The 24,597-nt window shown below is 73.7% G+C and carries 20 protein-coding genes; 8 read left to right on the top strand and 12 right to left on the bottom strand.

The window, feature by feature from the left end:
• The first annotated feature begins 747 nt into the window (after positions 1-747).
• Positions 748-2,235: a GH1 family beta-glucosidase gene (locus GA0070622_RS12915; protein WP_091573531.1), complete on the top strand. Its 1,488-nt coding sequence runs from the start codon at positions 748-750 to the stop codon at positions 2,233-2,235.
• Positions 2,236-2,356: 121 nt separating this feature from the next.
• On the opposite strand, the gene GA0070622_RS12910 is transcribed toward GA0070622_RS12915, so the two are convergent.
• The 3 genes from GA0070622_RS12910 to GA0070622_RS12900 all read right to left on the bottom strand — a co-directional run bounded on the left by GA0070622_RS12910 (position 2,357) and on the right by GA0070622_RS12900 (position 6,845).
• Positions 2,357-2,779, bottom strand: coding sequence for a roadblock/LC7 domain-containing protein (locus tag GA0070622_RS12910; protein ID WP_013287300.1), 423 nt, complete (start codon positions 2,777-2,779; stop codon positions 2,357-2,359).
• On the bottom strand, positions 2,776-5,340 hold the full coding sequence (locus GA0070622_RS12905; RefSeq protein ID WP_245666201.1) for a sensor histidine kinase: 2,565 nt from the start codon (positions 5,338-5,340) through the stop codon (positions 2,776-2,778). The genes GA0070622_RS12910 and GA0070622_RS12905 overlap by 4 nt, the downstream gene beginning before the upstream one ends.
• Positions 5,341-5,462: 122 nt before the next feature.
• On the bottom strand, positions 5,463-6,845 hold the full coding sequence (locus GA0070622_RS12900) for an FGGY family carbohydrate kinase (RefSeq protein ID WP_091573530.1): 1,383 nt from the start codon (positions 6,843-6,845) through the stop codon (positions 5,463-5,465).
• Positions 6,846-7,103: 258 nt separating this feature from the next.
• Here GA0070622_RS12900 and GA0070622_RS12895 point away from each other — a divergent pair, with 258 nt between their 5' ends.
• Complete coding sequence (locus GA0070622_RS12895; RefSeq protein ID WP_091573529.1) at positions 7,104-9,023, top strand: anthranilate synthase family protein; 1,920 nt, start codon at positions 7,104-7,106, stop codon at positions 9,021-9,023.
• A 72-nt stretch (positions 9,024-9,095) separates the two neighbouring features.
• Here GA0070622_RS12895 and wrbA read toward each other — a convergent pair whose 3' ends face one another.
• Positions 9,096-9,713, bottom strand: coding sequence for an NAD(P)H:quinone oxidoreductase (wrbA, locus tag GA0070622_RS12890; RefSeq protein ID WP_091573528.1), 618 nt, complete (start codon positions 9,711-9,713; stop codon positions 9,096-9,098).
• 380 nt (positions 9,714-10,093) lie between these two features.
• On the opposite strand from wrbA, the gene GA0070622_RS12885 reads away from it, so the two are divergent.
• The gene (locus tag GA0070622_RS12885) at positions 10,094-11,197 is read left to right on the top strand and encodes a winged helix DNA-binding domain-containing protein (RefSeq protein ID WP_091573527.1); all 1,104 of its coding nucleotides are present in this window, start codon (positions 10,094-10,096) and stop codon (positions 11,195-11,197) included.
• A gap of 71 nt (positions 11,198-11,268) precedes the next feature.
• Here GA0070622_RS12885 and GA0070622_RS12880 read toward each other — a convergent pair whose 3' ends face one another.
• Genes GA0070622_RS12880 through GA0070622_RS12865 form a run of 4 tightly spaced genes read right to left on the bottom strand, consistent with a single transcriptional unit; the run spans position 11,269 to position 15,600 of the window.
• Positions 11,269-12,477, bottom strand: coding sequence for an ABC transporter ATP-binding protein (locus GA0070622_RS12880; protein WP_091573526.1), 1,209 nt, complete (start codon positions 12,475-12,477; stop codon positions 11,269-11,271).
• Positions 12,478-12,486: 9 nt separating this feature from the next.
• Positions 12,487-13,323: a carbohydrate ABC transporter permease gene (locus GA0070622_RS12875; protein WP_091573525.1), complete on the bottom strand. Its 837-nt coding sequence runs from the start codon at positions 13,321-13,323 to the stop codon at positions 12,487-12,489.
• A 1-nt stretch (position 13,324) separates the two neighbouring features.
• On the bottom strand, positions 13,325-14,320 hold the full coding sequence (locus GA0070622_RS12870) for a carbohydrate ABC transporter permease (protein WP_091573524.1): 996 nt from the start codon (positions 14,318-14,320) through the stop codon (positions 13,325-13,327).
• Positions 14,317-15,600 (bottom strand): ABC transporter substrate-binding protein, encoded by a 1,284-nt coding sequence (locus tag GA0070622_RS12865; protein ID WP_091573523.1) that lies wholly within the window; start codon positions 15,598-15,600, stop codon positions 14,317-14,319. The genes GA0070622_RS12870 and GA0070622_RS12865 overlap by 4 nt, the downstream gene beginning before the upstream one ends.
• A 208-nt stretch (positions 15,601-15,808) precedes the next feature.
• On the opposite strand from GA0070622_RS12865, the gene GA0070622_RS12860 reads away from it, so the two are divergent.
• From GA0070622_RS12860 to GA0070622_RS12845, 4 genes are all read left to right on the top strand, one after another.
• Positions 15,809-16,387 carry a DsbA family protein gene (locus GA0070622_RS12860; RefSeq protein ID WP_091573522.1) on the top strand — a complete coding sequence of 193 codons (579 nt, stop codon included), beginning with the start codon at positions 15,809-15,811 and terminating at the stop codon, positions 16,385-16,387.
• 204 nt (positions 16,388-16,591) lie between these two features.
• Entirely contained in the window at positions 16,592-17,023 is a 432-nt protein-coding gene (locus GA0070622_RS12855; protein WP_091573521.1) for a RusA family crossover junction endodeoxyribonuclease, read from the top strand.
• Between the two features lie 47 nt (positions 17,024-17,070).
• Positions 17,071-17,346, top strand: coding sequence for a hypothetical protein (locus tag GA0070622_RS12850; RefSeq protein ID WP_091573520.1), 276 nt, complete (start codon positions 17,071-17,073; stop codon positions 17,344-17,346).
• 74 nt (positions 17,347-17,420) lie between these two features.
• The gene (locus GA0070622_RS12845) at positions 17,421-17,702 is read left to right on the top strand and encodes an SCO0607 family lipoprotein (RefSeq protein WP_245666200.1); all 282 of its coding nucleotides are present in this window, start codon (positions 17,421-17,423) and stop codon (positions 17,700-17,702) included.
• Between the two features lie 21 nt (positions 17,703-17,723).
• On the opposite strand, the gene GA0070622_RS12840 is transcribed toward GA0070622_RS12845, so the two are convergent.
• The 3 genes from GA0070622_RS12840 to GA0070622_RS12830 form a co-directional block, all read right to left on the bottom strand.
• Positions 17,724-18,431: an AMIN-like domain-containing (lipo)protein gene (locus tag GA0070622_RS12840; protein WP_091573518.1), complete on the bottom strand. Its 708-nt coding sequence runs from the start codon at positions 18,429-18,431 to the stop codon at positions 17,724-17,726.
• A 377-nt stretch (positions 18,432-18,808) separates the two neighbouring features.
• On the bottom strand, positions 18,809-19,594 hold the full coding sequence (locus tag GA0070622_RS12835; RefSeq protein WP_091573517.1) for a DUF4184 family protein: 786 nt from the start codon (positions 19,592-19,594) through the stop codon (positions 18,809-18,811).
• A 22-nt stretch (positions 19,595-19,616) separates the two neighbouring features.
• Entirely contained in the window at positions 19,617-20,291 is a 675-nt protein-coding gene (locus GA0070622_RS12830; RefSeq protein ID WP_176710543.1) for an HAD family hydrolase, read from the bottom strand.
• Between the two features lie 201 nt (positions 20,292-20,492).
• Between GA0070622_RS12830 and GA0070622_RS12825 the strand changes: the two genes are divergently transcribed.
• A complete protein-coding gene (locus GA0070622_RS12825; RefSeq protein WP_245666199.1) occupies positions 20,493-21,878 on the top strand; it encodes a WD40 repeat domain-containing protein in 1,386 nt (461 codons plus the stop codon).
• Here GA0070622_RS12825 and GA0070622_RS12820 read toward each other — a convergent pair.
• The gene (locus GA0070622_RS12820) at positions 21,862-24,561 is read right to left on the bottom strand and encodes an MGH1-like glycoside hydrolase domain-containing protein (protein ID WP_091573514.1); all 2,700 of its coding nucleotides are present in this window, start codon (positions 24,559-24,561) and stop codon (positions 21,862-21,864) included. The two genes, GA0070622_RS12825 and GA0070622_RS12820, sit on opposite strands and share 17 nt — an antisense overlap.
• Positions 24,562-24,597: the final 36 nt, after the last annotated feature.

Here is a 24,597-nt window from a genome sequence, read left to right as displayed (position 1 = left end):
GGAGGCGTCCGGAAAGGGGTCGTCCCGGCCGTGCCGGGGATCGGGCGCCGCACCGGTTCTCACCGGGTGCCCTCGGCGGCCCGCGCTCGCGAGCTGGCTCCAACGTCGCGTGTGTCGAGAGTGTGACATGGAAGCGCTCCCACCACAACGGCCAGGGCAGATACCCACGTCCATGTTTCGATCTCGTTTAGGGGCTTTTCCAAAGCCGTGACGGGCGTTACAGTCGCAGCATCGCCGATGGGAGCGCTTCCATCGACGGAGATGTAAGTACTGGATCGTCGGGGACACCCGTGCCCGACGCGTCGGCCCTGTGGCCGACGGCGGACCAGCCCGGACACCGCCGCCGGCCATCACCCGCCAGACGGAGGGAGGTGGAACCAGAGCCACTCGCGTGGCCCGGCTCCCGCGCGACACGCACGACGGACGCCAATTCCACTTCGTGCGTGTGTGCATCACCGGTGGGGACGGGGGTTGCCCTCCCCCGTCCCCACACTAAACCCCCGTTGTCGACGGCAAAAGAGGCCGACGGGACAGGCGTGACACGCCACCCGGACGGCCTTTCTCGCTATCTGCCCCACCCTCGCCGCTCGCCCCAGCCCCCCGAGCGACACCCGCCCACCCCACCTCCGGCCGCCCGCCGGCCGCGCCGCCTCCCGCCGCGACCGCCGGATCGAGGCCGGCCGCCCCTGGCCTATGCTGGGAGCGCTCCCGGCCCCAGGGTGGCCCGTCACTTCGAGGAGAAGTCCCATGTCGTTACTCACCCGACGGCGCCTGCTCCGCCGCGCCGCCCTGTCCGCCACCGCCGCCGGCGCGGCCCGGACCGGGCTCACCGGCGCCACCCTGGCCGGGACCGCAGCCGTCGCCGTCAGCGGCTGCGACAGCCCACCCGAGCGCAACACCGACGCCGACCCGGACGGCGGGCTGCGGTTCCCGGACGGCTTCGGCTGGGGCGCGGCGACCTCGGCGTACCAGATCGAGGGGGCGGCCAAGGAGGACGGACGGGGCGAGTCCGTCTGGGACACCTTCAGCCACACCCCGGGGCGCACCCGCAACGGTGACACCGGCGACGTCGCGGCCGACCACTACCACCGGTACGCCCAGGACCTCGACCTGATGCGCGAGCTGGGGCTGCGCAGCTACCGGTTCTCCATCTCCTGGCCCCGGATTCAGGCCGACGGGTCCGGCCGCCCCAACCAGCGTGGGCTGGACTTCTACCGCCGGCTGCTGGACGGGCTGCACGAGCGCGGCATCGCGCCGATGGCCACGCTGTTCCACTGGGACCTGCCGCAGGCGTTGCAGGACGACGGCGGCTGGGAGAACCGCGACACCGCCGAGCGCTTCGCCGACTACGCCGACGCCGTGTTCCGGGCGCTCGGCGACCGGGTGCCGGCGTGGCTGACGATCAACGAGCCGAAGACCGTGGTGCAGAACGGCTACATCTGGGGTCACCACGCGCCCGGCCACCGGGACGAGGCGGCGGCCTACCTGGTGGCGCACCACCTCCAGCTCGCCCACGGTCTCGCCGTGCAGGCGCTGCGCGCCTCCGGCGCGTCCGGCCGGATCGGCCCGGCGCTCAACCTGCACCCCTGCTACCCGGCCGACGACAGCGCCGAGGCGGCCGCCGCGACCCGCCTCTACGACGGCTACGAGAACCGCCTCTACCTCGACTCCGTCTTCAAGGGCGAGTACCCGCAGGACGTGCTGGCCGACCTCGGGCCGGACAGCCGGATGGTCCGCGGCGTCCGGGACGGCGACCTGAAGATCATCTCCAGCCCGGTCGACCTGCTCGCGGTGCAGTACTACACCCCGATCTACGTCACCGGCGGCGGCGGGACCGTGCGGAAGTGGCCCACCTCGGAGGCCGAGTGGCAGCAGATCTACCCCGAGGGCATGTACGACATCCTGACCCGGGTCACCCGCGACTACGGGCGGGTGCCGATCACCATCACCGAGAACGGCCTGCCCTGCCCGGACACCCCCGGCCCGGACGGCACCGTCGACGACGCCGGCCGGGTCAGCTTCCTGCGCGACCACTTCGCCGCCGCCCACCGCGCGGTGCGCGACGGCGTGCCGCTGGAGAGCTACCACGTGTGGTCGCTGCTGGACAACTTCGAGTGGGCCGAGGGCTACGACCAGCGCTGGGGCCTGGTCTACGTGGACTACGCGAGCCAGCGGCGGGTGCTCAAGCGCAGCGCCCACTGGTACCGCGAGGTGATCCGCCGCAACGGGCTCTGACCGGGACGGCCCGGCCGGCGGACCGCCGGCCGGGCACCCGCGCCCAGCGCGGCAGCGCGTGATGGCCGCTCAGCGCGGCAGCGCGTGATGGCCGCTCAGTGCGGCAGCGCGTGATGGCCGCTCAACGCGGCAGCGCCTGCTGGAGCTCGGCGCGCAGCGCCGGGGTGAGCATCTCGCCGGCCTGCTTGGCCAGCCGGGCCATCTCGTAGCCGACCACGCCGATGTCGGCGTCCGCGCCGGCCAGCGTCGCCAGGATCGAGCCGTCCCGGATCTGCATGACGAGGAAGTAGCCCCGTCCCATCTCGACCACGGTCTGCTTGACGACGTCGCCGTCGAACATCTGCGCCGCGCCGGCGGTGATGCTCATCAGGCCGGAGGTCACGGCGGCGAGCTTGTCGGCGTGGTCGCGCGGCAGGTGCGCGGAGATCGCCACCAGCAGCCCGTCGGAGGACACCACGACGGCGTGCGCCACCCCGGGGACCCGCTCGGCGAACGCGTTCACCAGCCAGCTCAGGTCCCGTGCCTCCTGGCTCAACGTCGTCACTGTCGTCGTCCCCCTTCGTCGCGCGGCAGATACATCTCGGTGGTCTCCTCGGCCTCGGCCCGCCGCACCCCGCCGTAGAAGCGGGACAGCATACCGCCGACCGCCTCGGGGTCCGGCTCCTGCCGCACGGCGGGGCGGGCGGCCGAGGTGACCGAGGTGAGCTGGGCCATCGGCACGCGTACCGGCAGACCCCGCTCGTTGGTCCCCCCGGTCACCGGCGTCGGCGCCGGCGCCGGCGTCACACCGAGCACCGACGACGTCGGTCCCTGCCGGCTGAACCAGCCGCCGCCGGCCGCCGCCGCGACCCCCGGGGTGAGCACGTCCTCGGCCCGGCCGGGCACCGGACGGGGTCGGGGCACCGCGGCGGGCGGGCCGGTGGGCGTCGGCGGGCCGGTCGGCGCAACCTCCGCCACGTCACCGAGCGGCCGGCCGGTCAGCGGCGACACCGGCAGCGCCGCCGGCGGGCCCGGCTGCGGCACCGGGTGCCGCCCGGCCACCGGCAGCTCGGCGGTGGCCGCGCCCAACGCCCGGGACGCCGCGGCCACCTGGCTGGTCAGCATCCGCGCCGGAGCGGGCGGCTCCAGCCCGGGGGCGGGGGCCTCGGCCAGCAGGTGGGCCGGGATCCGGACCCGGGTGACCAGGCCCTCCCGGCCGGGGCGCAACTGCACCCGCACGCCGTGCCGGGCGCCCAGGTGGCTCACCACGAACAGGCCCATCCGCTCCGAGGCGCCCACGTCGGCGGCCGGCGGCTCGGCCAGCACGGCGTTCGCCTCGGCCAGCGCGCCCGGGCTCATGCCGAGCCCCAGGTCGACGATCTCCACCAGCGCGCCCGGGCCGTCCGCCTCGACCACCACCCGCACCACGGTCTCCGGGCGGGAGAACGCGGTGGCGTTCTCCAGCAGCTCGGCGAACAGGTGCACCAGGTCACCCACGGCGTGCCCGACCACGTGCAGGTCGGTGCGGTTCTGGTGGCGGACCCGCTGGTACTGCTCGATCTCCGCGCTCGCCGCGAGCAGCACCGCGCCCAGCCCGACCGGGCGGTTCCACCGTCGCGTGGACTCGGTGCCGGCGAGCACCAGCAGGCTCTCGTCGTTGCGGCGCATGCGGGCGGCGAGGTGGTCGAGCTTGAACAGGTTCTCCAGCTGTTCCGGGTCGCTCTCCTCGCGTTCCAGGTCGTCGAGCAGCTCCAGCTGCCGCTCGACCAGCACCTGGCTGCGCCGGGCCAGGTTGACGAACATGGCGTTGACGTTGCGGCGCATCATCGCCTGCTCGACCGCGACGTCGACGGCACTGCGGTGCACCGCCACGAACGCCTCCGCCAGCTCGCCGATCTCGTCCTGCGAGTCGACCACCGCCGGTGGCACGTCGATCGCGCCCACCGGCCGGTCCACCGTGCGCAGTCGTTCCAGCGTGAGCGGCAGCTCCACCTGCGCGATGCGCAGCGCCTGGCCGCGCAGCTGCCGCATCGCGCGGGCGACGGACCGGCCGACCAGCAGCGAGATCAGCACGGCGATCAGGAGCACCGAGACGATGCCGCCGGCGACCAGCAGCGTCTCGCGCAGCTGCCGGGCGCTGGCGTCGTCGGCCCGGCGCACCGCGTCGTCGAGCAGCTCGCCCTCCAACTGGCGGAACAGCTCCTGCCGCTGCTCGCTGGCCGCCCACCACTGCGGCGCGGACAGCAGCGCGGGCTCCGCCGCGCCGGTGGGCAGGGTCCGCTCCTCCAGCCGGGTGGCCGTGACGAAGGCCGGGTCGACCGAGGTCCGGTCGTAGCGGCGGACCTGCTCGGCGGTCGCCGCGACCCGGAACGCGCCCAGCGCGGTGAGCTGCTGGGCCCGCAGGTCGCTCAGGCTCACCTGGTCGTCCTGCTCGTACCGCCCGGCGCGGGACGCCGCGTACAGCTCGCCGCGGATCCGGGAGGACAGCTCCTTGACCCGGGACAGCTGCACGTAGCGCAGCACGGACTCGGTCAACGCCTGCTGGTCGTCGCCGGGCGACGGCTCGGCCAGCAGGTTGAGCAGCGCCGCCACGGCCCGGTGGTAGTTGCTGAGCACGGTGTCGCTGGAGAGCACCGCGGGCGGCACCGCCGCCCGGATGTTCACCACCTGGTCGTACGCCTCCAGCGCCTCGGAGTAGGAGACCCGCCAGGCGGCGTCGGCGTCGGCCAGCGGCTCGGCCGCGACGCGCAGCTCGTCCACCGCCCGGTCGGTGGCCTCCTGCAACGGCCGTAACGCGGCGACCGCGGCGTCGCGGTCGGCGCCGGTGCCGGCGCGGCGCAACGCGGCCAGCTCGCCGGCGGAACGGTCCCGCTCCTGCTGGAGCCGGTCCACCGTGGCGGCGATCTGCCGGCCGATGCCGACCTGCTGGGCGAAGTCGCTCAGCGCCGTGGTCTGCCCGACCAGCCCCCGGGTCTGGATGCCGGCCAGGACGAGGAACGCCAGCGTGGGGATCACCAGGACGGTGGCGAGCTTGGTGCCCATCCGCCAGTCCCGCAGCCGGAACCCCGAGCGCCGCCGGTGCGGCGGTGGGGCCGCACCGCGGGCCGGGTCGGGAGCTGCGCCCACACTTGCCTCCTCGTTCCGACTCCACCACGGCGGGGAGCGGAGTCCATCCAACCAGGCCCGGAGGCGGTGTCAACGGCCGCCCGGGCGGCATGAGCAGGACGGTCAGCGTGGCGGGTGGGCGGTCACGTGTTCGGCGCGGCGCCCTCGTCCGTCCGGCCGATGCCGCCGATGTCGATCGCCTCGGCGACCCGACCGAGCGCCACCAGCGCGGCGCCGGTCGCCCCGATCTCCGGGTTGCGCTGCCACCGGACCGTACGCGGGGCGAGCACGTCGGCGAACGCCCCGCGCCACCAGGGTGAGGCGGTCAACGCCCCGCCGCCGAGCACCACCTCCATCGGCTCGCCCACGCCGGCCTCGAGCTGGGCCAGGTCGTCGGCGACGAGCCGGCACAGGCCGGCCATCAGCCCGGCGAGGATGTCGACGGCGGTGGTGCCGAAGCTCAGCCCGCGCAGCTCACCGGAGCCGGCCGGCGCCGTCCCGGGTGGCCGGTCGCCGCCGAAGCGGGGATTGGCCCGCACGACCAGGTCGGCGGCGGCCCGGTGCAGCGCGGCCTCCAGCTCCGCACCCGTGGGCAGCCGCAGCTCCCGGTCGGCCCAGGCGAACAGGTTCCCGCCGCTGGAGTACGCGGCGCCGGTGACGACGTGGTCGTGGTCGACCCGGTAGCGCCACAGCTGGTCGGGCAGCGGCGGCAGCTCCGTACCGGCCGGCACCGCCTGGATCATGCGGACCGCGGCGGAGGTGCCGATGGTGACCGCCGCGCGCGACGGGTCGACGCAGCCGGACCCGACGTTGGAGGCCGCCCCGTCGCCGATCGGCGCGGACCATTGCGCCTCGGCCAGCTGCGGCCAGCGCCTCGCGTAGCCGGCACCCAGCCGGCCGTACCAGCCCGGCGGGGCCAGCGGCGGGAGCTGGTCCGGACGGACGCCGGCCAGCGCGCACGCCTCCGCGTCCCAGTCCAGGTCCCGCAGGTCGAGCAGCCCGGTGCCGGAGGCCAGGGACATGGACATCGGCGCCGCGTCGAGCAGCTCGCCGAGGACGTACTCGGCCAGCCCGGCGAACCGCACCGTCCGGTCCCCGCACCGCTCCCGCAGCCAGGGCAGCCGCACCGACCAGTAACAGCGGTGCCACCAGGTGCCGGTACGCCGGTGGTAGTCCTCCGGGTCGGTCGGACCGCCGTCGCCGTCCGGCGGGGCGGCCCGGGTGTCCAGCCAGGTCAGCACCGGACCGGACGGTGTGCCGTCGGCGGCCAGCGGCAGCACCGAGTGCCACTGCGCGGACGTCGCCACCAGGCCGACCCGCCGCAGGTGCCCACCGGCGGCCAGCTCGTCCAGGCACTCGACCAGGCACGCCAGGTAGGTGGCGGCGTCCAGCGTCCCGGTGCCGTCGTCGCCGGTGGCCAGGTGCACCTTGCGGCGGGCCAGCGCGCCCGGGCGCGGCACGGCGTCCGCGTCCAGCACCAGCCCGCGTACCGAGGAGGTGCCCAGGTCCAGAGCGAGAATGTCCATCGCCGGTCAACCTACCCGGCGGGACCGGCGGCGAAGCCAAGATCCGTACGCGCTCCCGCGCGATCGGGTTCCCCGACGCCGACCGATCGCGTACAGTGATCGCCATGCCCGCGCACCCGAACTGCTGGTGGCCCGCCGACCCGGCGGCCCACCCCCGCGCGTAGCTTCCCCACGCGGCCGCCCCACGAGGCGGCCGCCGGTCTCCCCCGGCAACCCGGGCCGCCTCACCGGCGGCCACCGGCCCACCGAGGAGACCCGATGACCCGCCCGTCCGACCCGCTCGCCGCTGTCGCCGCCGGCCTCGACCCCGGCCCCTTCGCGCTCGTCCGCCGCGAGGGCGCCGACCACGTCGACCTGTTCGCCGGTCCGGTACGCACCGCCGACCAGCTCGCCGATTTGCCCGTGCCCGAGGGCGCGGCCGGCCCGCGCACGCTGGCCCTGGTGCCGTTCCGACAGATCACCGAGCGCGGCTTCGACTGCGTGGACGACGGCCTGCCGCTGGAATACCTGGCGGTCGAGCGGCACCGGCGGATACCGCTCGACGAGGTGCTGGACGCGTTGCCCGACGCGCCGGTGCGCACCCGCGACGCCGGTTTCGACATCGCCGACGACGAGTACGCGGCGATCGTCGAGCGGGTGCTGGCCGACGAGATCGGTCACGGCGAGGGGGCGAACTTCGTCATCCACCGCACCCTGCGGGCCACCGTGGAGGGCGACCCGCTGGCCACGGCCCTGGCCGCGCTGCGTCGGCTGCTGGTGCGCGAGCGCGGCGCCTACTGGACGTTCCTGGTGCACACCGGCACCCGGATCCTGGTCGGGGCCAGCCCGGAGCGGCACGTCAGCGTCGCCGACGGCCTGGTCGAGATGAACCCGATCAGCGGCACCTTCCGGCACCGGGGCGAGACCGTGGACCGGGACGCGCTGCTGCGCTTCCTGCACGACCCGAAGGAGGTGGAGGAGCTGTACATGGTGCTCGACGAGGAGCTGAAGATGATGGCCGTCGTCGCCGAGCACGGCGGGCAGGTGGTCGGGCCGTACCTGAAGGAGATGGCGCACCTGGCGCACACCGAGTACCTGCTGGCCGGGCGCTGTTCCCGGGACGTACGGGAGGTGCTGCGGGAGACCATGTTCGCGCCCACGGTGACCGGCAGCCCGATGGAGAACGCCTGCCGGGTGATCGCCCGGCACGAGCGCACCGGCCGCCGCTACTACGCCGGGGTGCTCGCCCTGCTCGGCCGCGACGAGCAGGGCCGGCAGACGCTGGACGCGCCGATCCTCATCCGCACCGCCGAGTTCTCGCCCGAGGGCGCGCTGCGGGTGCCGGTCGGCGCCACGCTGGTCCGGCACTCCACCACCGCCGGCGAGGTGGCCGAGACGCACGCCAAGGCCGCCGGTGTGCTGGCCGCGCTGGGTCTCGGCCCGGAGGCGCCGCACCCGGGCGTCGAGCCGGCCGTCCGCCACGCCGACGACCCGGAGGTACGGGCCGCGCTGGCCGCCCGCAACACCCCGCTGGCGCGGTTCTGGCTGGAGCAGCGGGAGCCGGGCGCGATCGCGCTGCGCGGGCTGGCCGGCCGCCGGGCGCTCATCGTCGACGGGGAGGACACGTTCACCGGCATGCTCGCCCACCAGCTCGGCGCGCTCGGCCTGTCGGTCAGCCGGCGCGACTGGCCGGACCCGGGCCCGCTCGACGGGTACGACCTGGTGGTGGTCGGTCCCGGCCCGGGCGACCCGCGCGACGTGACCGCGCCGAAGATGGCCGCGCTGCGGACGCTCCTGGCCGAGCTGCTGGCCTCGGGCCGCCCGACCCTGGCGGTGTGCCTGGGCCACCAGTTGCTGGCCGGGCTGCTCGGGCTGCCGCTGCACCGCCGCGACGCGCCCTACCAGGGGCTGCCGCAGGACGTGCCGGTGTTCGGGGTGACCCGACGGGTCGGGTTCTACGCCAGCTTCACCGCCCGCTCCGACGCCGACCGGGTGTCCGGCCCGTACGGCCCGGTCGAGCTGTCCCGCGACCCGGGCGACGGCGCGGTGCACGCGCTGCGCGGCGCGGGCTTCGCCGGGGTGCAGTTCCACCCGGAGTCGGTGCTCAGCCAGGACGGCACGGCGGTCCTGGCGGACCTGCTCGGGCATCTGCTGGACCGGCCGGCGCTGAGCGCGCATGGGGCGGTCGATCGGGGGTAGGGCGAAGGACGGCCGGTGGCCCGGACGGGTTCGAGAGCCCCCGTCCGGCCACCGGCCGCCCACCCGGGTCGGTCAGCCGGCCATGCCCTTCTTCAGCGCGGCGCCCATCAGCACGGCCCGCTTGGCGGTCAGCGCGGTGGCGGCCAGGGCCACGTGGTCCGGGGCGACCTCGCCGTTGTTGCTGGTGTGCGAGGCGCCGTAGGGGTTGCCGGCGACGAACTGGCTGGGGTCGGTGTATCCGGGGGTCACCACGATGCCGCCCCAGTGGTAGAAGACCGTGTACAGCGACAGCAGCGTCGCCTCCTGGCCGCCGTGCGAGGTCGCGGTCGAGGTGAAGCCGGTGTACACCTTGTCCGCCAGCGCGCCCTGCGCCCAGAGCGGGCCGGTGGTGTCGATGAACTGCTTGAGCTGCGCGGCGATCATGCCGTACCGGGTCGGTGAGCCCATGATCACGACGTCCGCCCAGGACAGGTCGTCCGGCTGCGCCTCCATCACGTCCTGCGTCTCCAGCCGGTGCGCCTGCCAGCCCGAGTTGGAGCGGATCGCCTCGTCGGGCGCCAGCTCACGCACCTTGCGCAGGCGCACCTCGGCGCCGGCCTCCCCGGCCGCCTCGACCGCCGACTGCGCCATCTGGTAGGTGATGCCGGTCGCGCTGTAGTAGATCACCGCGACCTTGACCTGGCCATCCATCAGACGTTTCCTCCTCGATTCGGGTCAGCTCCGGCGACTACCCGTTACTTGTCGCGTCAAACGTCGGGCGTGCCGCGCCGCCCGCCGCCGACCGGCCGGGCCGGAGACCTCCGGTACCCGGACCGGCGGCCGGACCGGGCGCGACCCGGCTCAAGATTTGCGCAAGTTCCGTGGGCAATCGGCCTTCCGCCCGCGCGCGCCGGGGATCCTGGTCGCACCGGCGCCGGCCGACCGCCGCCCCCGCGCCGGGAACCTGAACGGGGGATCGCGCTCCGTCGGCAGCGTGGCCGGCGCAGCGCGATCAGGGGCGGTCCGGTCCGTCCGGTGCCGTCGGACGCCGGGCCTATGCTGACCGTCCACCCGCCGACGGGAGGCCGCCCGTGCCCTTACGTCTCAGCCGCGCCGAGGCGCTCGCCCTGCGGATGACCAGCCTGCTGCTGCGCCCGCACCCCACCGCCCGGCCGAAGAGCGTCGCCGACGTGGTCGAGTGGTTCGGCGCCATGCAGGCACAGGACGCCGCCAGCGGGCCGTGGTCGCTCGGCGCACGCCTGCCCGGCCGGACCCAGGACGACGTACGGGCGGCGCTGGAGCGGCGCGAGGCGCTGCGCACCTGGCCGATGCGGGGCACGGTGCACCTGGTGCCGGCGCGCGACGCGCACTGGATGCTGGCGGTCACCGGCGTGCGGGCGCTGGCCACCGTCGCCGGCCGCTGGCGTCAGCTCGGGCTCACCGTCGCCGACGGCGACCAGGCCGGCGACGTGCTCGGCGAGGCGCTGTCCGGCGGCGGTCGGCTCAGCCGCACCGACTGCCTGGCCGCGCTGCGCGACGCCGGGCTGGACACCACCGGCCAGCGCGGCTACCACCTGCTCTGGTACGCCAGCCAGCGCGGCATCACCTGCATCGCCCCGCACGTCGGCGCCGAGCAGACGTTCGTGCTGCTCGACGAGTGGGTGCCCGACCCGTACCGCCCGGAGCGGGACGAGGCGCTGGCGATGCTGGCCCACCGCTACGTGCGCGGCCACGGTCCGGTGACCCGGCACGAGCTGGCCCGCTGGAGCGGGCTCACCGTCACCGACGCTACACGGGCCCTCGCGCTGGCCGGTGACCTGCTCGCCCCGGTCGAGGTCGACGGCGAGGCGGCGGTGGTCGACGCCGCGCTGCTCGACGCGCCCCGCACATCTGTCGACGACGTGCACACGCTCCCCGGTTTCGACGAGTACCTGCTCGGCTTCAAGGACCGTTCGCTGATGCTCGACCCGGCGCACGCCGACGCCGTGGTGCCCGGCAACAACGGGATGTTCCAGTCCACGGTCGTGCGCGACGGCCGGGTGGTCGGCACCTGGAAGCGCACGCTGGGCAAGAGCGCGGTGACCGTGACGGTGCGGCAGCTCGTGCCGTTCGACGTCGCGTTGCGCGCCCGGGTCGACACGGCCCTGGCCGGCTACGCCCGCTTCCTCGAGCTGGAGCTGCGCCACTCCTGGTGACCGGGCCCGGGTGGCGGCGCAGCGCAAGGGCCGGCGGCGCGTACGCCACCGGCCCTTGCGCGTGAGCGTGCTCAGTCGGCGAGCGCGCCGGCCGCCCGGCCCTCGTGCAGGGTCAGGTTGCGGCCGCTGCCCGGGTCGAACAGGTGGATCTTCTCCAGGTTGAACCACACCCGGCGGGTCTCGCCCTCGCGCACCGACGACTCCGCCGACAGGCGGGTCACCAGGCTCGACCCGGCCCCGGCGAAGTCGGAGGCGCCCGCGTCGGCGGCCAGCTCCTCCAGCTCGGCGGCGCTGGCCCGCTCCCCCTCGACGGTGAAGTAGACGTACTTGTCCGACCCCATCGACTCGACGATGTCGACCGGCGCCTCGAACTCCAGGCCCCGGGCCCGGGTCTCGTCGTCGACCAGCGCGGCGTCCTCGAAGTGCTCCGGCCGGACGCCGAGGATCAGCTCGCGGGGCGCGTCGCCGGCCTCCAGCTCGCGGCGGATCCGCTCGCCGATCGGCACGTCACCCAGGGCGGTGCGCAGCCGTCCCTCCTCCACCGCGGCGTGCAGGAAGTTCATCGACGGCGAGCCGATGAACCCGGCGACGAAGAGGTTGCGCGGGTTGTCGTACAGCTCCTGCGGCGGGCCGACCTGCTGCACCGCGCCGCCGCGCATGATGACCACCCGGTCGCCCAGGGTCATCGCCTCGGTCTGGTCGTGGGTCACGTAGACGGTGGTGGTGCCGAGCTGCTTCTGCAGCCGGGACACCACGGTCCGCATCTGCACCCGCAGCTTCGCGTCCAGGTTGGACAGCGGCTCGTCCATCAGGAACGCTTTGGGCTGGCGGACGATCGCCCGACCCATCGCCACCCGCTGCCGCTGGCCGCCGGAGAGGTTGGCCGGCTTGCGGTCCAGCAGCGCGGTCAGCTCCAGCACCTTGGCGGCCTCGTCGACCTTCTGGTTGATGGTCTCCTTGTCCAGCTTCGCCAGCCGCAGCGGGAACGCCATGTTCTCCCGCACGGTCATGTTCGGGTAGAGCGCGTACGACTGGAAGACCATGGCGATGTCCCGGTCCCGGGGCGCCTTGTCGTTGACCCGCTCCCCCGCGATGCGCAGCTCGCCGGAGCTGATGTCCTCCAGCCCGGCGATCATGTTGAGGGTGGTGGACTTTCCGCAGCCCGAGGGGCCGACCAGGATGACGAACTCGCCGTCGGCGATCTCCAGGTCGACGTCCTGTACGGCGGTGGTCCCGTCCGGGAACCGCTTGCTCACCTTGTCCAGCACGATGTCGGCCACTGTTACCACCTATCCCTTGACTGCGCCGGAGGTCAGACCGGAGACGATGCGGCGTTGGAAGAAGAGCACGAACAGGACGATCGGCACGGTGATCACCACGGCGGCGGCGCAGATCGCCCCGGTCGGGTCCTCGAACTGCGACTCGCCGGTGAAGAACTGCAGGGCCACCGGGACCGTGCGGGACCGCTCGGTCGAGGTGAGCGTGATCGCGAACAGGAAGTCGTTCCAGCAGAAGATGAAGACCAGGATGGCCGTGGTGAACACGCCCGGCGCGGCCAGCGGCGCGATCACCCGCCGGAACGCCTGCCCCTGGGTGGCGCCGTCCATCTTGGCCGCCTTCTCCAGGTCCCACGGGATCTGCTTGAAGAACGCCGACAGCGTGTAGATCGCCAGCGGCAGCGCAAACGTGATGTACGGCAGGATCAGCCCGGGCCAGGTGTCGAAGAGGCCGAGTTGCCGCTCGATCTCGAACAGCGGCGACACCAGCGACACCTGGGGGAACATCGCGATCAGCAGGGAGACGCCGACGAGCAGCTTCTTGCCCGGGAAGTCCAGCCGGGAGATCGCGTACGCGGCCATCGTGCCGAGCACCACCGCGATCACGGTGGCGATCAGCGCGATGCCGATCGAGTTGACCAGCGCCCGGACGAACTGGTCCGTGTCGAAGATCGTCCGGTAGTTCTCCAGCGTCCACTCGCGCGGCCAGAACTTGCCGTCGGTGAGCGTGGCCGGGGTCTTGAACGACAGCGAGGCGATCCAGAGCACCGGCACCAGCGCGAAGACGACGACCACGAGGTCCAGCACGCCCCAGCGCAGCTTCGCCCGGGTGGTGGTTTCCACGGCCATGTCAGCGCCTCTCCCCATCGTCGCTGCCGGGGGCAGCGGTGCCGAACAACTTCACGAAGACGAAGGCGATGATCGCCACGGTGATGAAGATCAGCACCGACATCGTGGAGCCGATGCCGAGGTTGAGACCCCGGATCAGGTTGTTGTAGGCGAGCATCGACACCGAGGAGGTCTCGTTGCCACCGTTGGTGAGTACGAAGATGTTGTCGAAGACCCGGAACGCGTCGAGCGTGCGGAACAGCAGCGCGACCAGGATCGCCGGCTTCATCACCGGCAGCATCACCTTGGTGAACCGCTGCCACGCGGTGGCGCCGTCGGTGGAGGCCGCCTTGAGCAGGTCCTCCGGCACCAGCGCCAGCCCGGCCATCAGCAGCAGCGCCATGAACGGGGTGGTCTTCCAGATCTCCGCCAGCATGATGATCGCCAGCGAGCTGGCCCGCTCGGTCAGCGGCGCGCTGCCGTCGAACAGGTTCGCCAGGTAACCGGTGCCGGGCGTCCAGGCGTACCGCCAGGAGAACGCCGCGACCACCGTGACGATCCCGTACGGGATCAGCGCCGCGGTGCGTACGATGCCCCGGCCGACGAGCGTCCGGTGCATGATCAGGGCCAGGCCCATGCCGAGCACCAGCTCGATCGCGACCGTGACCACCGTGATCAGGGCGGTCACCCCGAACGCGGTCCACCAGAAGTCGTTGGTCAGCACGGTGACGTAGTTCTCCAGCCCGACGAACTGCCGCTCGTCCGGGAACCGCAGGTCGAACCGCTGCAACGACAGCCAGACCGAGTAGAGGATCGGGTACGCGGTGACCGCCACCATCACCAGTGCGGCCGGTGCGCAGAGCAGCCAGCCGAGGCGTCGCTCGGCCCGCTTGTTCTCGCTCAGCGGGGCGGTGGCGCGCCGCCGGGCACGCTGGGCCGGCACGGCCGCGTGCCGGCCGGTCGACTCCTCCGCCTCGACGGTGGCCTCGGCGCCCGCCGGAGTCGCGTTCACGCTCATGGAAGGACCCCCTTCGACTCGAGCGCGTCGGCGATCGCCTCGCGCAGTTCGTCCGCGGTCCGCTCGGGGTCGATGCCCGAGGGCGGCGACAGGATCGCCGACATCACCGTGGAGATGCTCTGGTACGCCGGGGTCAGCGGTCGCACCGCCGGCTCCTTCAGCTCCTCCAGGATGGTCTCCTTCATCGGGTACGCCTCAGCCATCTCCGGGTCGTCGTAGACCGCCTCGATGGTCGGCGGCACGCCGTCGTTGACCGCGGAGAACTTCTGGTGCTCGGCGTTGCGGAGGCACCGGGCCGCCTCGAACGACTCGGTCGGGTGCTTCGAGTAGGTGCTGACCGCCAGATTGACCCCACCGATGGTGACCTTGCTCGGGGTGCCCGCCTCGACCCCCGGCACCCGCGCCCACTTCACGTTCTTCGCCAGCTCCGGGTTGGCCTCCTGCATGGCCGGATACACGAACGGCCAGTTCACCTGGAACGCGCCGCGCCCGGACTGGAACTCCAGCCGCACCGGGTCCTCGACCGCGTTGCTGAACGACGGCGAGGTCACGCCGGCCGTGGCGAACGTCTTGAGCTGCTCCAGCGCGCGCACGGTCCCGGCGTCCATCACCGCCTTCTTGCCGTCGTCGCTGAGGATCTTCCCGCCGGCGCTCTCGGCCAGCGTGTTGTAGAGGACGACCAGTCCTTCGTACTGGGCGCCCATGGTGAGCACCTGGTACGGCTTGCCCTGCTGCTTGAGCTGCTGGGCCGCGGAGATCATCTCGTCCCAGGTCTTCGGCGGCTGCGACACCAGGTCGGACCGGTACCAGAGCAGCTGCACGTTGGTGTTCTTCGGCGCCGCGTAGAGCTTGTCCTCGTACCGGGCGGTGTCCAGCGGGCCGCCGAGCGTGCCCTGCTCCACCTCGGCCTTGTCCTGGCCGGTCCACTCCCGGATCCACTTCGCGCTGGCGAACTCCTGGGTCCAGGTGACGTCCAGACCGAGCACGTCCATGCCGGTGTCCTGCGCCGCGAGCCGACGCACCATCTGCACCCGCTGCTCGTCGGCCTCCCGCGGCAGCACCCGGTACGAGATCCGGTACCGCCCCTGCGCCTGCGCGTTGCAGTCGTCGACCACCTTCTGCAGGTTCTGCTCCGGCGGGTAGTACAGGTTGATCGTGGGCGTGCCGCCGTCGCCGCCGGACCCGCAGGCGGCCAGCGGGGCCACCAACGCCAGCGCGGCGGCCGCAGCCGCCGCGCGTCTCACCGGCCGCCGCGCGGCCGTGTCGGGGACTGTCGTCATCACCCTCCCCCTCTCTTCGGCGAAGAACCGGGGAGGTCACCCGTGCCCCGGCGCACGGCGAGACGGTCGAGGCACCGGCCTGTCCGCCCGACGCCCCGGGCGTTTCGTGCGGCTGAACGTGCCCGACCTGCGACGAAGCGAAACATCACGGTCACGTGACGGTGACCGCCGCGCTGCGCCCCGCCGCTCCCCGGCCTAGGTTGTGGTGATGGACGCCACCTTCTTCTTCGATCCGGTCTGCCCGTGGACCTGGCGCACCTCCCGCTGGCTGGTCGCCGTCGCCGAGGCGCGCGGGCTGGGCGTCGAGTGGCGGGCGTTCAGCCTGGCCATCCTCAACGACGGGCAGACCGCCCCGGAGTACGCCGAGGCGATGGCGGCCTCCGGGCGGGTGCTGCGGCTGGTGGAGGCGCTGCGCGCGCAGGGCCGCCACCACGACGCGGGCCGCCTGTACACGGAGCTGGGCACGCGCAGCCACGACGCGGGTGACCCGCTCGGCGACCGGGTCGTCGCGGCGGCGGTGGACGCGGCCGGCCTGGCCGACGCGGCGCCCGCGCTGGACGACGAGAGCTGGGACGAGGCGGTCCACGCGTCGCACGCCCTGGCGTACGGCTCCGCCGGGCCGGACATCGGTTCGCCGGTGCTGATGGTGCCGGACGCCCGCCGGGGCATCCACGGCCCGATCCTGACCGAGGTCCCCGGCGTCGAGGACGCCGTGACGATCTGGGACTCGATGCTGCCGCTGCTGCGTCTGGAGACGTTCCACGAGCTGAAGCGCGCGCGCCGCTGACCGCCGTCCCACTCCGTGAGCGGGGAGACTACCCAGCGTCAGTCGACTCGACTAGCGTTTCCCTAGCTCCGTAGCCAGCGCGTCGCCGCCGATGTCGATACGCCGCCGGCCGTCCCCCACCGCCCGCCCGATCGGTTGGTTCTCGCGGGAACTGCCGTCTGCTCGCGTACCGGTTGGGCAGGATTCCCCCGAGGAGGTGCCGTCGTGCAGGACACCCGCGCTCTCGCCCTGACGTTCGAGGTGAGCGGCCTGCCCCCGGTCAAGACCGAGGCCCTGTCCATCTTCGCCGCCGGGCACCGGCAGGCGACGAGGGTCCGCGCGCTGCTCCAGGCCGCCTGCACGGCGGCCCAGCGCACCGGGTGGACCCCGCTCGCCGGTCCGATCGAGGTGGACCTGACCCTGCGTTGCCCGCCCGGGCACCGCACCTCCGACGCCAGCACGTTGCTCGGCGGGGTGTGCGCGGTGCTGCAGGACAAGAAGCGGGTGGCCAACATCGGCCTCGCCCACCTCGGGGTGCTGGTCGACGTCGCCCTCTGGGCCGACGACCGGCAGATCCGCCGGCTGTCGTACGCCGAGGAGCCGGCGGAGGAGTTCTCCTACCAGGTCCGGGTCGCGGCCGTACCGACGATGGTTTGACCGACGCCCGCGGTGGGGTACCGCGGACGCCGACGAAGGGAGCGCCGATGTCGGAGCCACATGTCACGCTCGATCCGAGCGGGCTCGATCCTGTGCAGCAGAAGCTGCGCGGCCCGCTGGAGGATCAGCTGACCTCGGCCCTGCAGGCGGCCGCCGACCGGGTCCGTGCCAGCTACGCGGGCGAGCCGGTCGAGGACGTCTGCCGTCGGTTGCTCGACGAGACCCGCGCCGGCCTGCACCCGGACATCGCCGCCGGCTTCCAGCCCGACATGGACGAGTTCTGTCGGGTCGCGGTGGCGATCGTCCGGGGCGAGGTCGGCTGAGCCGGCGGTCCCGCCGGCGAAGGTGAGTACGCGTACCGATGGCGGACGCGCGCGGGGCGACGAGAATTCTCCGCGTGCGAACTCGAATCGTGGTCGTCCTCGCCACCGTCGGGCTGAGCGGGCTCATGCTCACCACCGGGTGCTCCTACCGGGAGAGCATCTGCGCCGACGGTGAGTACCCGGTCATCGCGGTCGGCCCGGGCGGCGGCCGGGACTGCCTCCCCGACGGGGAGGAGCCGACCGCCCCGTACGTGCGCTTCCCGCCGGACAAGGTGCCGCGGCACGTCGACGACGAGTGGGACGTCTACTGGCGGACCCACGGCATCGACGAGAACGGCGCCGTCATCGAGACCTGAGCCGACCGGCGGGTCCGGCGGTCAGGCCCGCCGGACGTCGACGGAGACGACGTGGGTGCCGTCCGGCCGGGTCGACTCGCCCAGCCGCACCGGCAACCGCCCACCGTCCGGTGGCCGCAGGCCGAGCCCGAAGCTCAGGTGCCCCTCGAAGTCGCCGGCCGCCGCCCATCCGAGCAGCGTCGGGTAGCCGATCGCCGCCGGCGGCACGTCGGCCGTCCCACCGCCCCGGGCGTCGTGCGCCTGCGCCGGTTCGAACCGCACCGACAGGTACGCCGTGCCGGGCAGGGTGACCGGCGCGCCGCGCCCCTCGGTCACCACCTGCGGGACGTAGCCGACCTGGTAGGACGGGGTGGGCCCGCGGAAGGCGAAGGTGATCCGGCTGAACCCCTCCGCGGGGTGGTCGCCGGTCTGCACCGACACCAGCACGGGCAGCGGTTCGCCGGGGGCCGGGGTCACCGGGACGCGCACCGGATGCGTCACCCGGGCGGGCGAGCCGGGCACCGCCCAGCCCCAGGTCACCCGCCAGGAACCGGCGGTCGCCGACGGGTCGGTCGCGGTGGGTGCGGTGGTCGCCGCGGGAGGGGTCGCGGCGGCGGTCGTGACCGGCGGCGCCGCGGTGGCGGACGTCGCCGGTGGCGCCGGGGTCGCGCCGTCGTGGCCGGTCGAGGTGCAGGCCGCCGCGAGCAGCACGACCAGCCCGGCGAGCAGCGGTACGCGCTGAGGTGTCATGACTCAGTGTCGCTCCGTGACCGGCGCGCGCACCAGAGGCGTCCCGCCCGGATTCCGGTCGGCCGGACGGGTCAGGACCGGGTCCGCAACTCCCCGGCCCTGACCCCGGCCGTCCGGCGTGGTAACGGTCTACGCCGTGGGAACACGACGGGCGTGGCACGCCGCCCACGCCGGGCTCCGCACGGCGAGCCGGTCTGCCCGCACTCAGCTCCACGGTGCTCACACCACCGGACTCCGGTGCGCCCCCGACTCACCCCGACGAGGCGTGGACGCCGGCTCAGGTTAGGCAGGTCGGCGCAGGTCGGACAAGCTTCGACCGCACCCCCGCGGCTGTGATTGATGTCAATGCCGAAATGCGGCATGTCGACGTAACAGGGTCAGCCGACCGGGCGCTGTTCGTCTTCGAGACGCCGACCGCGATCGGCCCGCCGCGGCGGCGCGGACCGGGCCGCCGCGGCGCCGGCGACGAGGGCGAGCGCCCCCAGGTGCAGCACGCGGACGCCGGCCGGGGCGGGGATGGTGGCCGCCGGCAGCCCGGGCAGCAGCAGCGCCCCCAGACCGGTGACCGCCAGGGCCACCCGCCAGAACACGAGCCGGTTCGTCGGCGGCGCGGGCGGTGGCACGCCGTCGAAGATCGCGCCGCGACGCGCGTCGTACAGCGCCAGGACCACCACCAGCAGGCCGCCGCCGAGGCTGGCGAACACGTCCGCGAACTGCCACCAGTACATCCCGGTCAGGGCGTGGAAGTCGGCGACGCCGAACAGGCGGGGCAGGCGCTCGGTGTGGCTGATCCGGTCCCAGGCGACGTGGCTGAACGCGCCGATCAGGGCCGAGCAGACGGTGACCTGCCAGGGATGCCGTACGCCGGCCAACGCGGCGTACTGCGGCCAGCCGAAGAACCTCGGCGCGGGCAGGTGCGCGGCGATGCCGGCGACCACCCGGCGGACGATCCAGGCGTACGCGAGCGCGACCGGCAGGCACCACCAGAGCAGCCCGCCCAGCGTGTGCGTGCGCAGGCCGAGGTCGAGGCGGGTGCCGCTGAACAGGTAGGCGACGTCCGGCGCCACCGCGCCGGTGGCCAGCGCCACCCCGTCGAACCAGTGCGGCCGCCACCGCTTCAGCGGCAGCACCGGCGCGAGGTGCGACGGGAAGGTGAGCGGCACCTGTCGGACGTTACCGGCCGGATCAGAAGTGCCGGACCAGGTCTCCGAACGCGGCCAGCCGAATCACCCCGGGGTCCGTCGGGTCGAGTTCCTCGTGCTCCAGCACCCAGGTGTTCTCGTTCGGGATGAAGACCGCGTTCATCCCGGCGGCCCGGGCGGGCAGGATGTCCGAGCGCGGCGAGTTGCCGATCATCCACGCCGCCGTCGGGTCGAACGCGTGCTCGCGGGCCAGCCACCGGTAGGTGTCCGCGTCCTTCTCCGCCACGATGTGCGCCGCCCGGAAGTGGTGCAGCAACCCGCAGGCGTCGAGCTTGCGCTGCTGCTCCTCCCGCTCGCCCTTGGTCAGCAGCAGCAGGTCGTGGCGGGTCGCCAGGTCGTCCAGCGTCTCCGCCACGCCCGGCATCAGCTCGACCTGGTGCCCGACCAGCGCCGCCGCGAGCTGCTCGATCTCGGCGCGTTCCGGCCCGGTGGCCGGGCGTTCGCGCAGCTTCTCCAGGCACTCGCCCAGGCTGCGCAGGAACACCTTGCTGCCGTAGCCGTGCGCCACGGCGTTGGCCCGCTCGATGTCGTCGAGCACCGCCCGGATCTGCGTCCGGTCCAGGGTGGGGTGGTCGAGCCAGGTGAGGAAGTCGTCGATCACCCGCTCGAAGAGGACGTTGTTCTCCCAGAGCGTGTCGTCGGCGTCGAAGACCAGCACGGCGGCCTCCCGGCGCGGTCGCGTCACACCACCCTCCCCTCGTGGACCCGCACACCCTACTCCGGCCCTCCCCGGGCCACACCTGAGTTGAGCGGGGCCTCGCCCCACCACCGGTCGGGCCCGCGCGGACCGGCCGTTCGGCGGGCGGTCAGGGGCGGCTACCCGACTGCGGAACGCCTGCTCGGGCGGCATGCTTCGGCGATGACGACCGCATCCGCCCCAGCACCACCGTCCCGCACCCGTCGCCGGCGACGCGCGGTCGTCGCCGTGGCGGCCACGATCGCCGCCGTGGGCGGCGCGCTCCCGACGACTCCGGCCCTCGCCGTCAACGCCCCGCACACCACCATGGTCGGCGCCGACCCGGTCGACTGGACCCCGCACGCGCTCGACGGCACGGTGAACCGGATCCTGCAGATCGGCAACCGGGTCTACCTCGCCGGCACCTTCACCACGGTCCGCAACGCCGGGCAGTCGGCCCAGCTGGCGATGCCCCGGCTGGTGGCCCTCGACGCGACCACCGGCCGGATCGACACCACGTTCCGGCCGCGGGTCAACGGCGCGGTGCGGGCGCTGGCCGCCGCCCCGGACGGCCGCTCGCTCTACGTCGGGGGCGCGTTCACCACTGTCGGCGGCGTGGCCGCGTCCCGGCTGGCCCGGATCGACGCGGCCACCGGCGCCCGGGTCGCCGGGTTCACCCCGCCGGCCCTCAACAACCAGGTCAACGACGTACGCCTGGTCGGCGGTCGGCTGGTCGTCGGCGGCGCGTTCCAGACCGTCGGCGGGGTGACCCGGCGCGGCCTGACGGCGGTGGACGCCACCACCGGCGCCGCGGACCCGTCGGTGGACCTGCGCCTGGCCGGGCCCCGGGTGACCAGCTCCGGGGCGACCGCGCCGGTCAAGGTCGAGGCGCTGGACGTCTCCCCCGACGGCCGGAAGCTGGTCCTCGCCGGCAACTTCAGCACCGTGGCGGGCGTGGCGCGGCACCAGCTCGCGGTGGCCGACCTGACCGCCGCCGGGGCCACGCTCTCCGGCTGGTCCACCGACCGCTACCAGCCGCCGTGCGCCAGGACGATGCCCGCCTACCTGCGCGGCGTCGACATCGCACCGGACGGTAGCTGGTTCGTCGTGGTCACCACCGGCGGGCCGTTCCCCGGCACGCTCTGCGACACCGCGGCCCGGTTCGAGTTCGGCGCCCCCACCGGCGGCAAGCAGCCGACCTGGGCCAACTACACCGGCGGCGACACGCTGCTCTCGGTGGCGGTCACCGGCGCCGCGGTCTACGTGGGCGGGCACCAGCGCTGGCTGGACAACCCCCTGGGCCGCAACTCCGCCGGCGCCGGCGCGGTGTCCCGGCCCGGCATCGGCGCGATCCACCCGACCACCGGCCGGGCGCTGCCGTGGAACCCGACCAAGGCGCGGGGCGTCGGCACCGCCGAGCTGTACGCCACCGACCGGGGCCTGTGGGTGGGCAGCGACACCGAGACGTTCGCCCGCGAGTACCACGCCCGGGTGGCGTTCCTCCCGCTGCCCCAGGCGGTGCGGGGCGCGCCGGAGCCGGCGCGCCCCGCGCTCATCGGCGCAGCGTGAGGATCAGGTCGGCGACCAGGGCCGTCCACCCGGTCTGGTGCCAGGCGCCCAGACCGGCGCCGTTGTCGCCGTGGAAGTACTCCGGGAAGCAGATCAGGTCCCGCCAGTCCGGGTGGGTCTGGAACAGCTGCGCGGCGCCGTAGATCGGCCGCCGGCCCCACCCGTCCCGGGTGAACAGCGAGATCAGCCGGGCCGACAGGTCGTCGGCGATCTCGTCGAGGGTGCGCTTGACCCCGGACCGGGTCGGATACTCCACCTGGAGGTCGTCACCGAAGAACGCGGCGTAGTCGCGCAGCGCGCTGATCAGCAGGAAGTTCGTCGGCATCCAGATCGGGCCGCGCCAGTTGGAGTTGCCGCCGAACAGCCCGCTGGTGGACTCGGCCGGTTCGTAGCCGACGCTGAACTCCTGCCCGCCGAGCGTGACCGTGAACGGCTTGTCCAGGTGGGCGCGGGAGAGCGTGCGCAGGCCGTACTCGGAGAGGAACTCGTCGGTGTCGAGCATCCGGGCCAGCAGCCGCACCACCTGCTCCGGGCCGACCATCGACAGCAGGCGCTGCTGACGGCCGTCCGGGCCGAGCCGGCGGGCGCCGATCACCTCGGCGTACTCGGGGCGGTTGGTGAGGAACCAGCGCAGCCGGGCGCCCAGCTCGGGCAGGCGGCGCATGGTCCGGGCGGTGAGCCGGGTGACCGCCGCCAGCGGCAGCAGCCCGACCACCGAGCGCACCTTCAGCGGCACCTGCGTGCCGTCGGCCAGTCGCAGCACGTCGTAGAAGAACGCGTCCTCGTCGTCCCACAGCCCCTGGTCGTACGCGGCCGCGGCGATGTACGCGAAGTGCTCGAAGAACTTCGTCGCGGTGTCGACGTAGGCCCGGTCGTGCTCGGCCAGCACGATCGCCATGTCGAGCAGGTTGAGCGCGTACATGCCCATCCAGCCGGTGCCGTCGGACTGCTCCAGCACCCCGGCCACCGGCAGCGCGGCCGAGCGGTCGAACGGGCCGACGTTGTCCAGCCCGAGGAAGCCGCCCTCGAAGACGTTGTTGCCGCCGGTGTCCTTCCGGTTGACCCACCAGGTGAAGTTGAGCAGCAGCTTGTGCATCACCCGGGCGAGGAACTCGTGGTCCCGGGAGCCGTCGATCTCGAACACCTTCAGCGCGGCCCAGGCGTGCACCGGCGGGTTCACGTCCCCGAACGCCCATTCGTACGCCGGGATCTGGCCGTTGGGGTGCAGGTACCACTCGCGGAGCAGGAGCAGCAGCTGCTCCTTGGCGAAGGCCGGGTCCACCCGGGCGATGGTGACGCAGTGGAAGGCCAGGTCCCAGGCCGCGTACCAGGGGTACTCCCACGGGTCCGGCATGGAGATCACGTCGAAGCTGTTCATGTGCCACCAGGCGCTGTTGCGCCCGTGCCGGCGGCCGGCCGGCGGCGGCGAGCCGGGATCGCCCTCCAGCCACCGCTTGACGTCGAAGTGGTAGAACTGCTTGCCCCACATCAGCCCGGCGATCGCCTGGCGGGCGACCAGGGCCTCGTCGGCGGTGGCGGCGGCCGGGATCACGCTGTCGAAGAACCGGTTCGCCTCGGCCCGCCGGGCCCAGAGCACGGTGTCGAACCCGTCGCCGAGGTCGGCCGGGGCGGGCGGGTCGCCGGCCGGCGGCGGCGCGGTGCGGGCCAGCCGCAGCCGGATCTGCCGCTGCCCGCCGGCCGGCACGTCGAGCACGTAGTGCAGCGCGCCCTTGGTGCCGGTGCGCTCCGGGTTGACCGTGGCGGCGCCGGCCACCACGTGGTCGTTGATGCCGTCCTTCGGGTACGCGGACCGCCCGGCCAGCCCCCACAGCCGCTCGGCGTTGGTCTCGTTGTCGCAGAGCAGCGGGGTCGGGTCGCCGTCGCCCTCCAGCAGCAGCTGGCCGAGCACCCAGTGCTCGCCGACCAGCCGGGAGCCGGAGCCGACCAGCTGCGGGACCCGCTCGCCGCCGGGCAGCCCCCAGGCCCAGGTGTTGCGGAACCAGAGCGTGGGCAGCACGTGCAGGGTGGCGTCCTCGTCAGCGCGGTTCGCGACCGTGACCAGGAGGCACATGTCGGTCGGGGACGCCTTGGCGTAGTCGACGGTGACCGCCCAGTACCGGTCGTCGTCGAAGATGCCGGTGTCCACCAGCTCGTACTCGGTGTCGTCCCGGCCGCGCAGCGCGTTCACCGCGACCAGCTCGTCGTACGGGAAGGCGGCCTGCGGGTAGTGGTAGCGCCACCGCATGAAGGAGTGGGTGGGGGTGGAGTCCTCGTACCACCAGTACTCCTTGACGTCCTCGCCGTGGTTGCCGCCGTCGCCGCCGAGGCCGAACATGCGCTCCTTGAGGATCGGGTCCCGCCCGTTCCACAGCGCCAGCGCGAAGCAGAACGTCTGCCGGTCGTCGCAGACGCCCGCCATGCCGTCCTCGTTCCACCGGTAGGCTCGGGACCGCGCATGATCGTGGGGGAAGTAGTCCCAGGCCGTGCCGTGCTCGCTGTAGTCCTCCCGTACCGTCCCCCACGCCCGCTCGGACAGATAGGGGCCCCATGCGCGCCAGTCCTGCTCCCCGGCGTCGGCCTGGGCGAGCCGGTGCCGCTCGGGGTCGGAGGTCGCGGAGGTCGGGCGGTCGGTGATCACCCGCACATCTTCGACGCCTCCGGGGTACTTCTCCACAGCGGCCATTGTCGCCGTGGCATGTCACACCTCGCTGCCGGTGGA

It is taken from the genome of Micromonospora sediminicola (assembly GCF_900089585.1).
GTDB lineage: Bacteria > Actinomycetota > Actinomycetes > Mycobacteriales > Micromonosporaceae > Micromonospora > Micromonospora sediminicola.
Note: the sequence above shows the minus strand (reverse complement) of the source record. Positions and strands in the feature narration are given on the sequence as shown.

Bases quoted from the DNA above. Each gene is read 5' to 3' on its own strand.
- GA0070622_RS12915 (WP_091573531.1), top strand. From the start codon at position 748: ATGTCGTTACTCACCCGACGGCGCCTGCTCCGCCGCGCCGCCCTGTCC.
- GA0070622_RS12900 (WP_091573530.1), bottom strand. From the start codon at position 6,845: ATGGACATTCTCGCTCTGGACCTGGGCACCTCCTCGGTACGCGGGCTG.
- GA0070622_RS12895 (WP_091573529.1), top strand. From the start codon at position 7,104: ATGACCCGCCCGTCCGACCCGCTCGCCGCTGTCGCCGCCGGCCTCGAC.
- wrbA (WP_091573528.1), bottom strand. From the start codon at position 9,713: ATGGATGGCCAGGTCAAGGTCGCGGTGATCTACTACAGCGCGACCGGC.
- GA0070622_RS12875 (WP_091573525.1), bottom strand. From the start codon at position 13,323: ATGGCCGTGGAAACCACCACCCGGGCGAAGCTGCGCTGGGGCGTGCTG.
- GA0070622_RS12870 (WP_091573524.1), bottom strand. From the start codon at position 14,320: ATGAGCGTGAACGCGACTCCGGCGGGCGCCGAGGCCACCGTCGAGGCG.
- GA0070622_RS12865 (WP_091573523.1), bottom strand. From the start codon at position 15,600: ATGACGACAGTCCCCGACACGGCCGCGCGGCGGCCGGTGAGACGCGCG.
- GA0070622_RS12860 (WP_091573522.1), top strand. From the start codon at position 15,809: ATGGACGCCACCTTCTTCTTCGATCCGGTCTGCCCGTGGACCTGGCGC.
- GA0070622_RS12850 (WP_091573520.1), top strand. From the start codon at position 17,071: ATGTCGGAGCCACATGTCACGCTCGATCCGAGCGGGCTCGATCCTGTG.
- GA0070622_RS12840 (WP_091573518.1), bottom strand. From the start codon at position 18,431: ATGACACCTCAGCGCGTACCGCTGCTCGCCGGGCTGGTCGTGCTGCTC.
- GA0070622_RS12825 (WP_245666199.1), top strand. From the start codon at position 20,493: ATGACGACCGCATCCGCCCCAGCACCACCGTCCCGCACCCGTCGCCGG.
- GA0070622_RS12820 (WP_091573514.1), bottom strand. From the start codon at position 24,561: ATGGCCGCTGTGGAGAAGTACCCCGGAGGCGTCGAAGATGTGCGGGTG.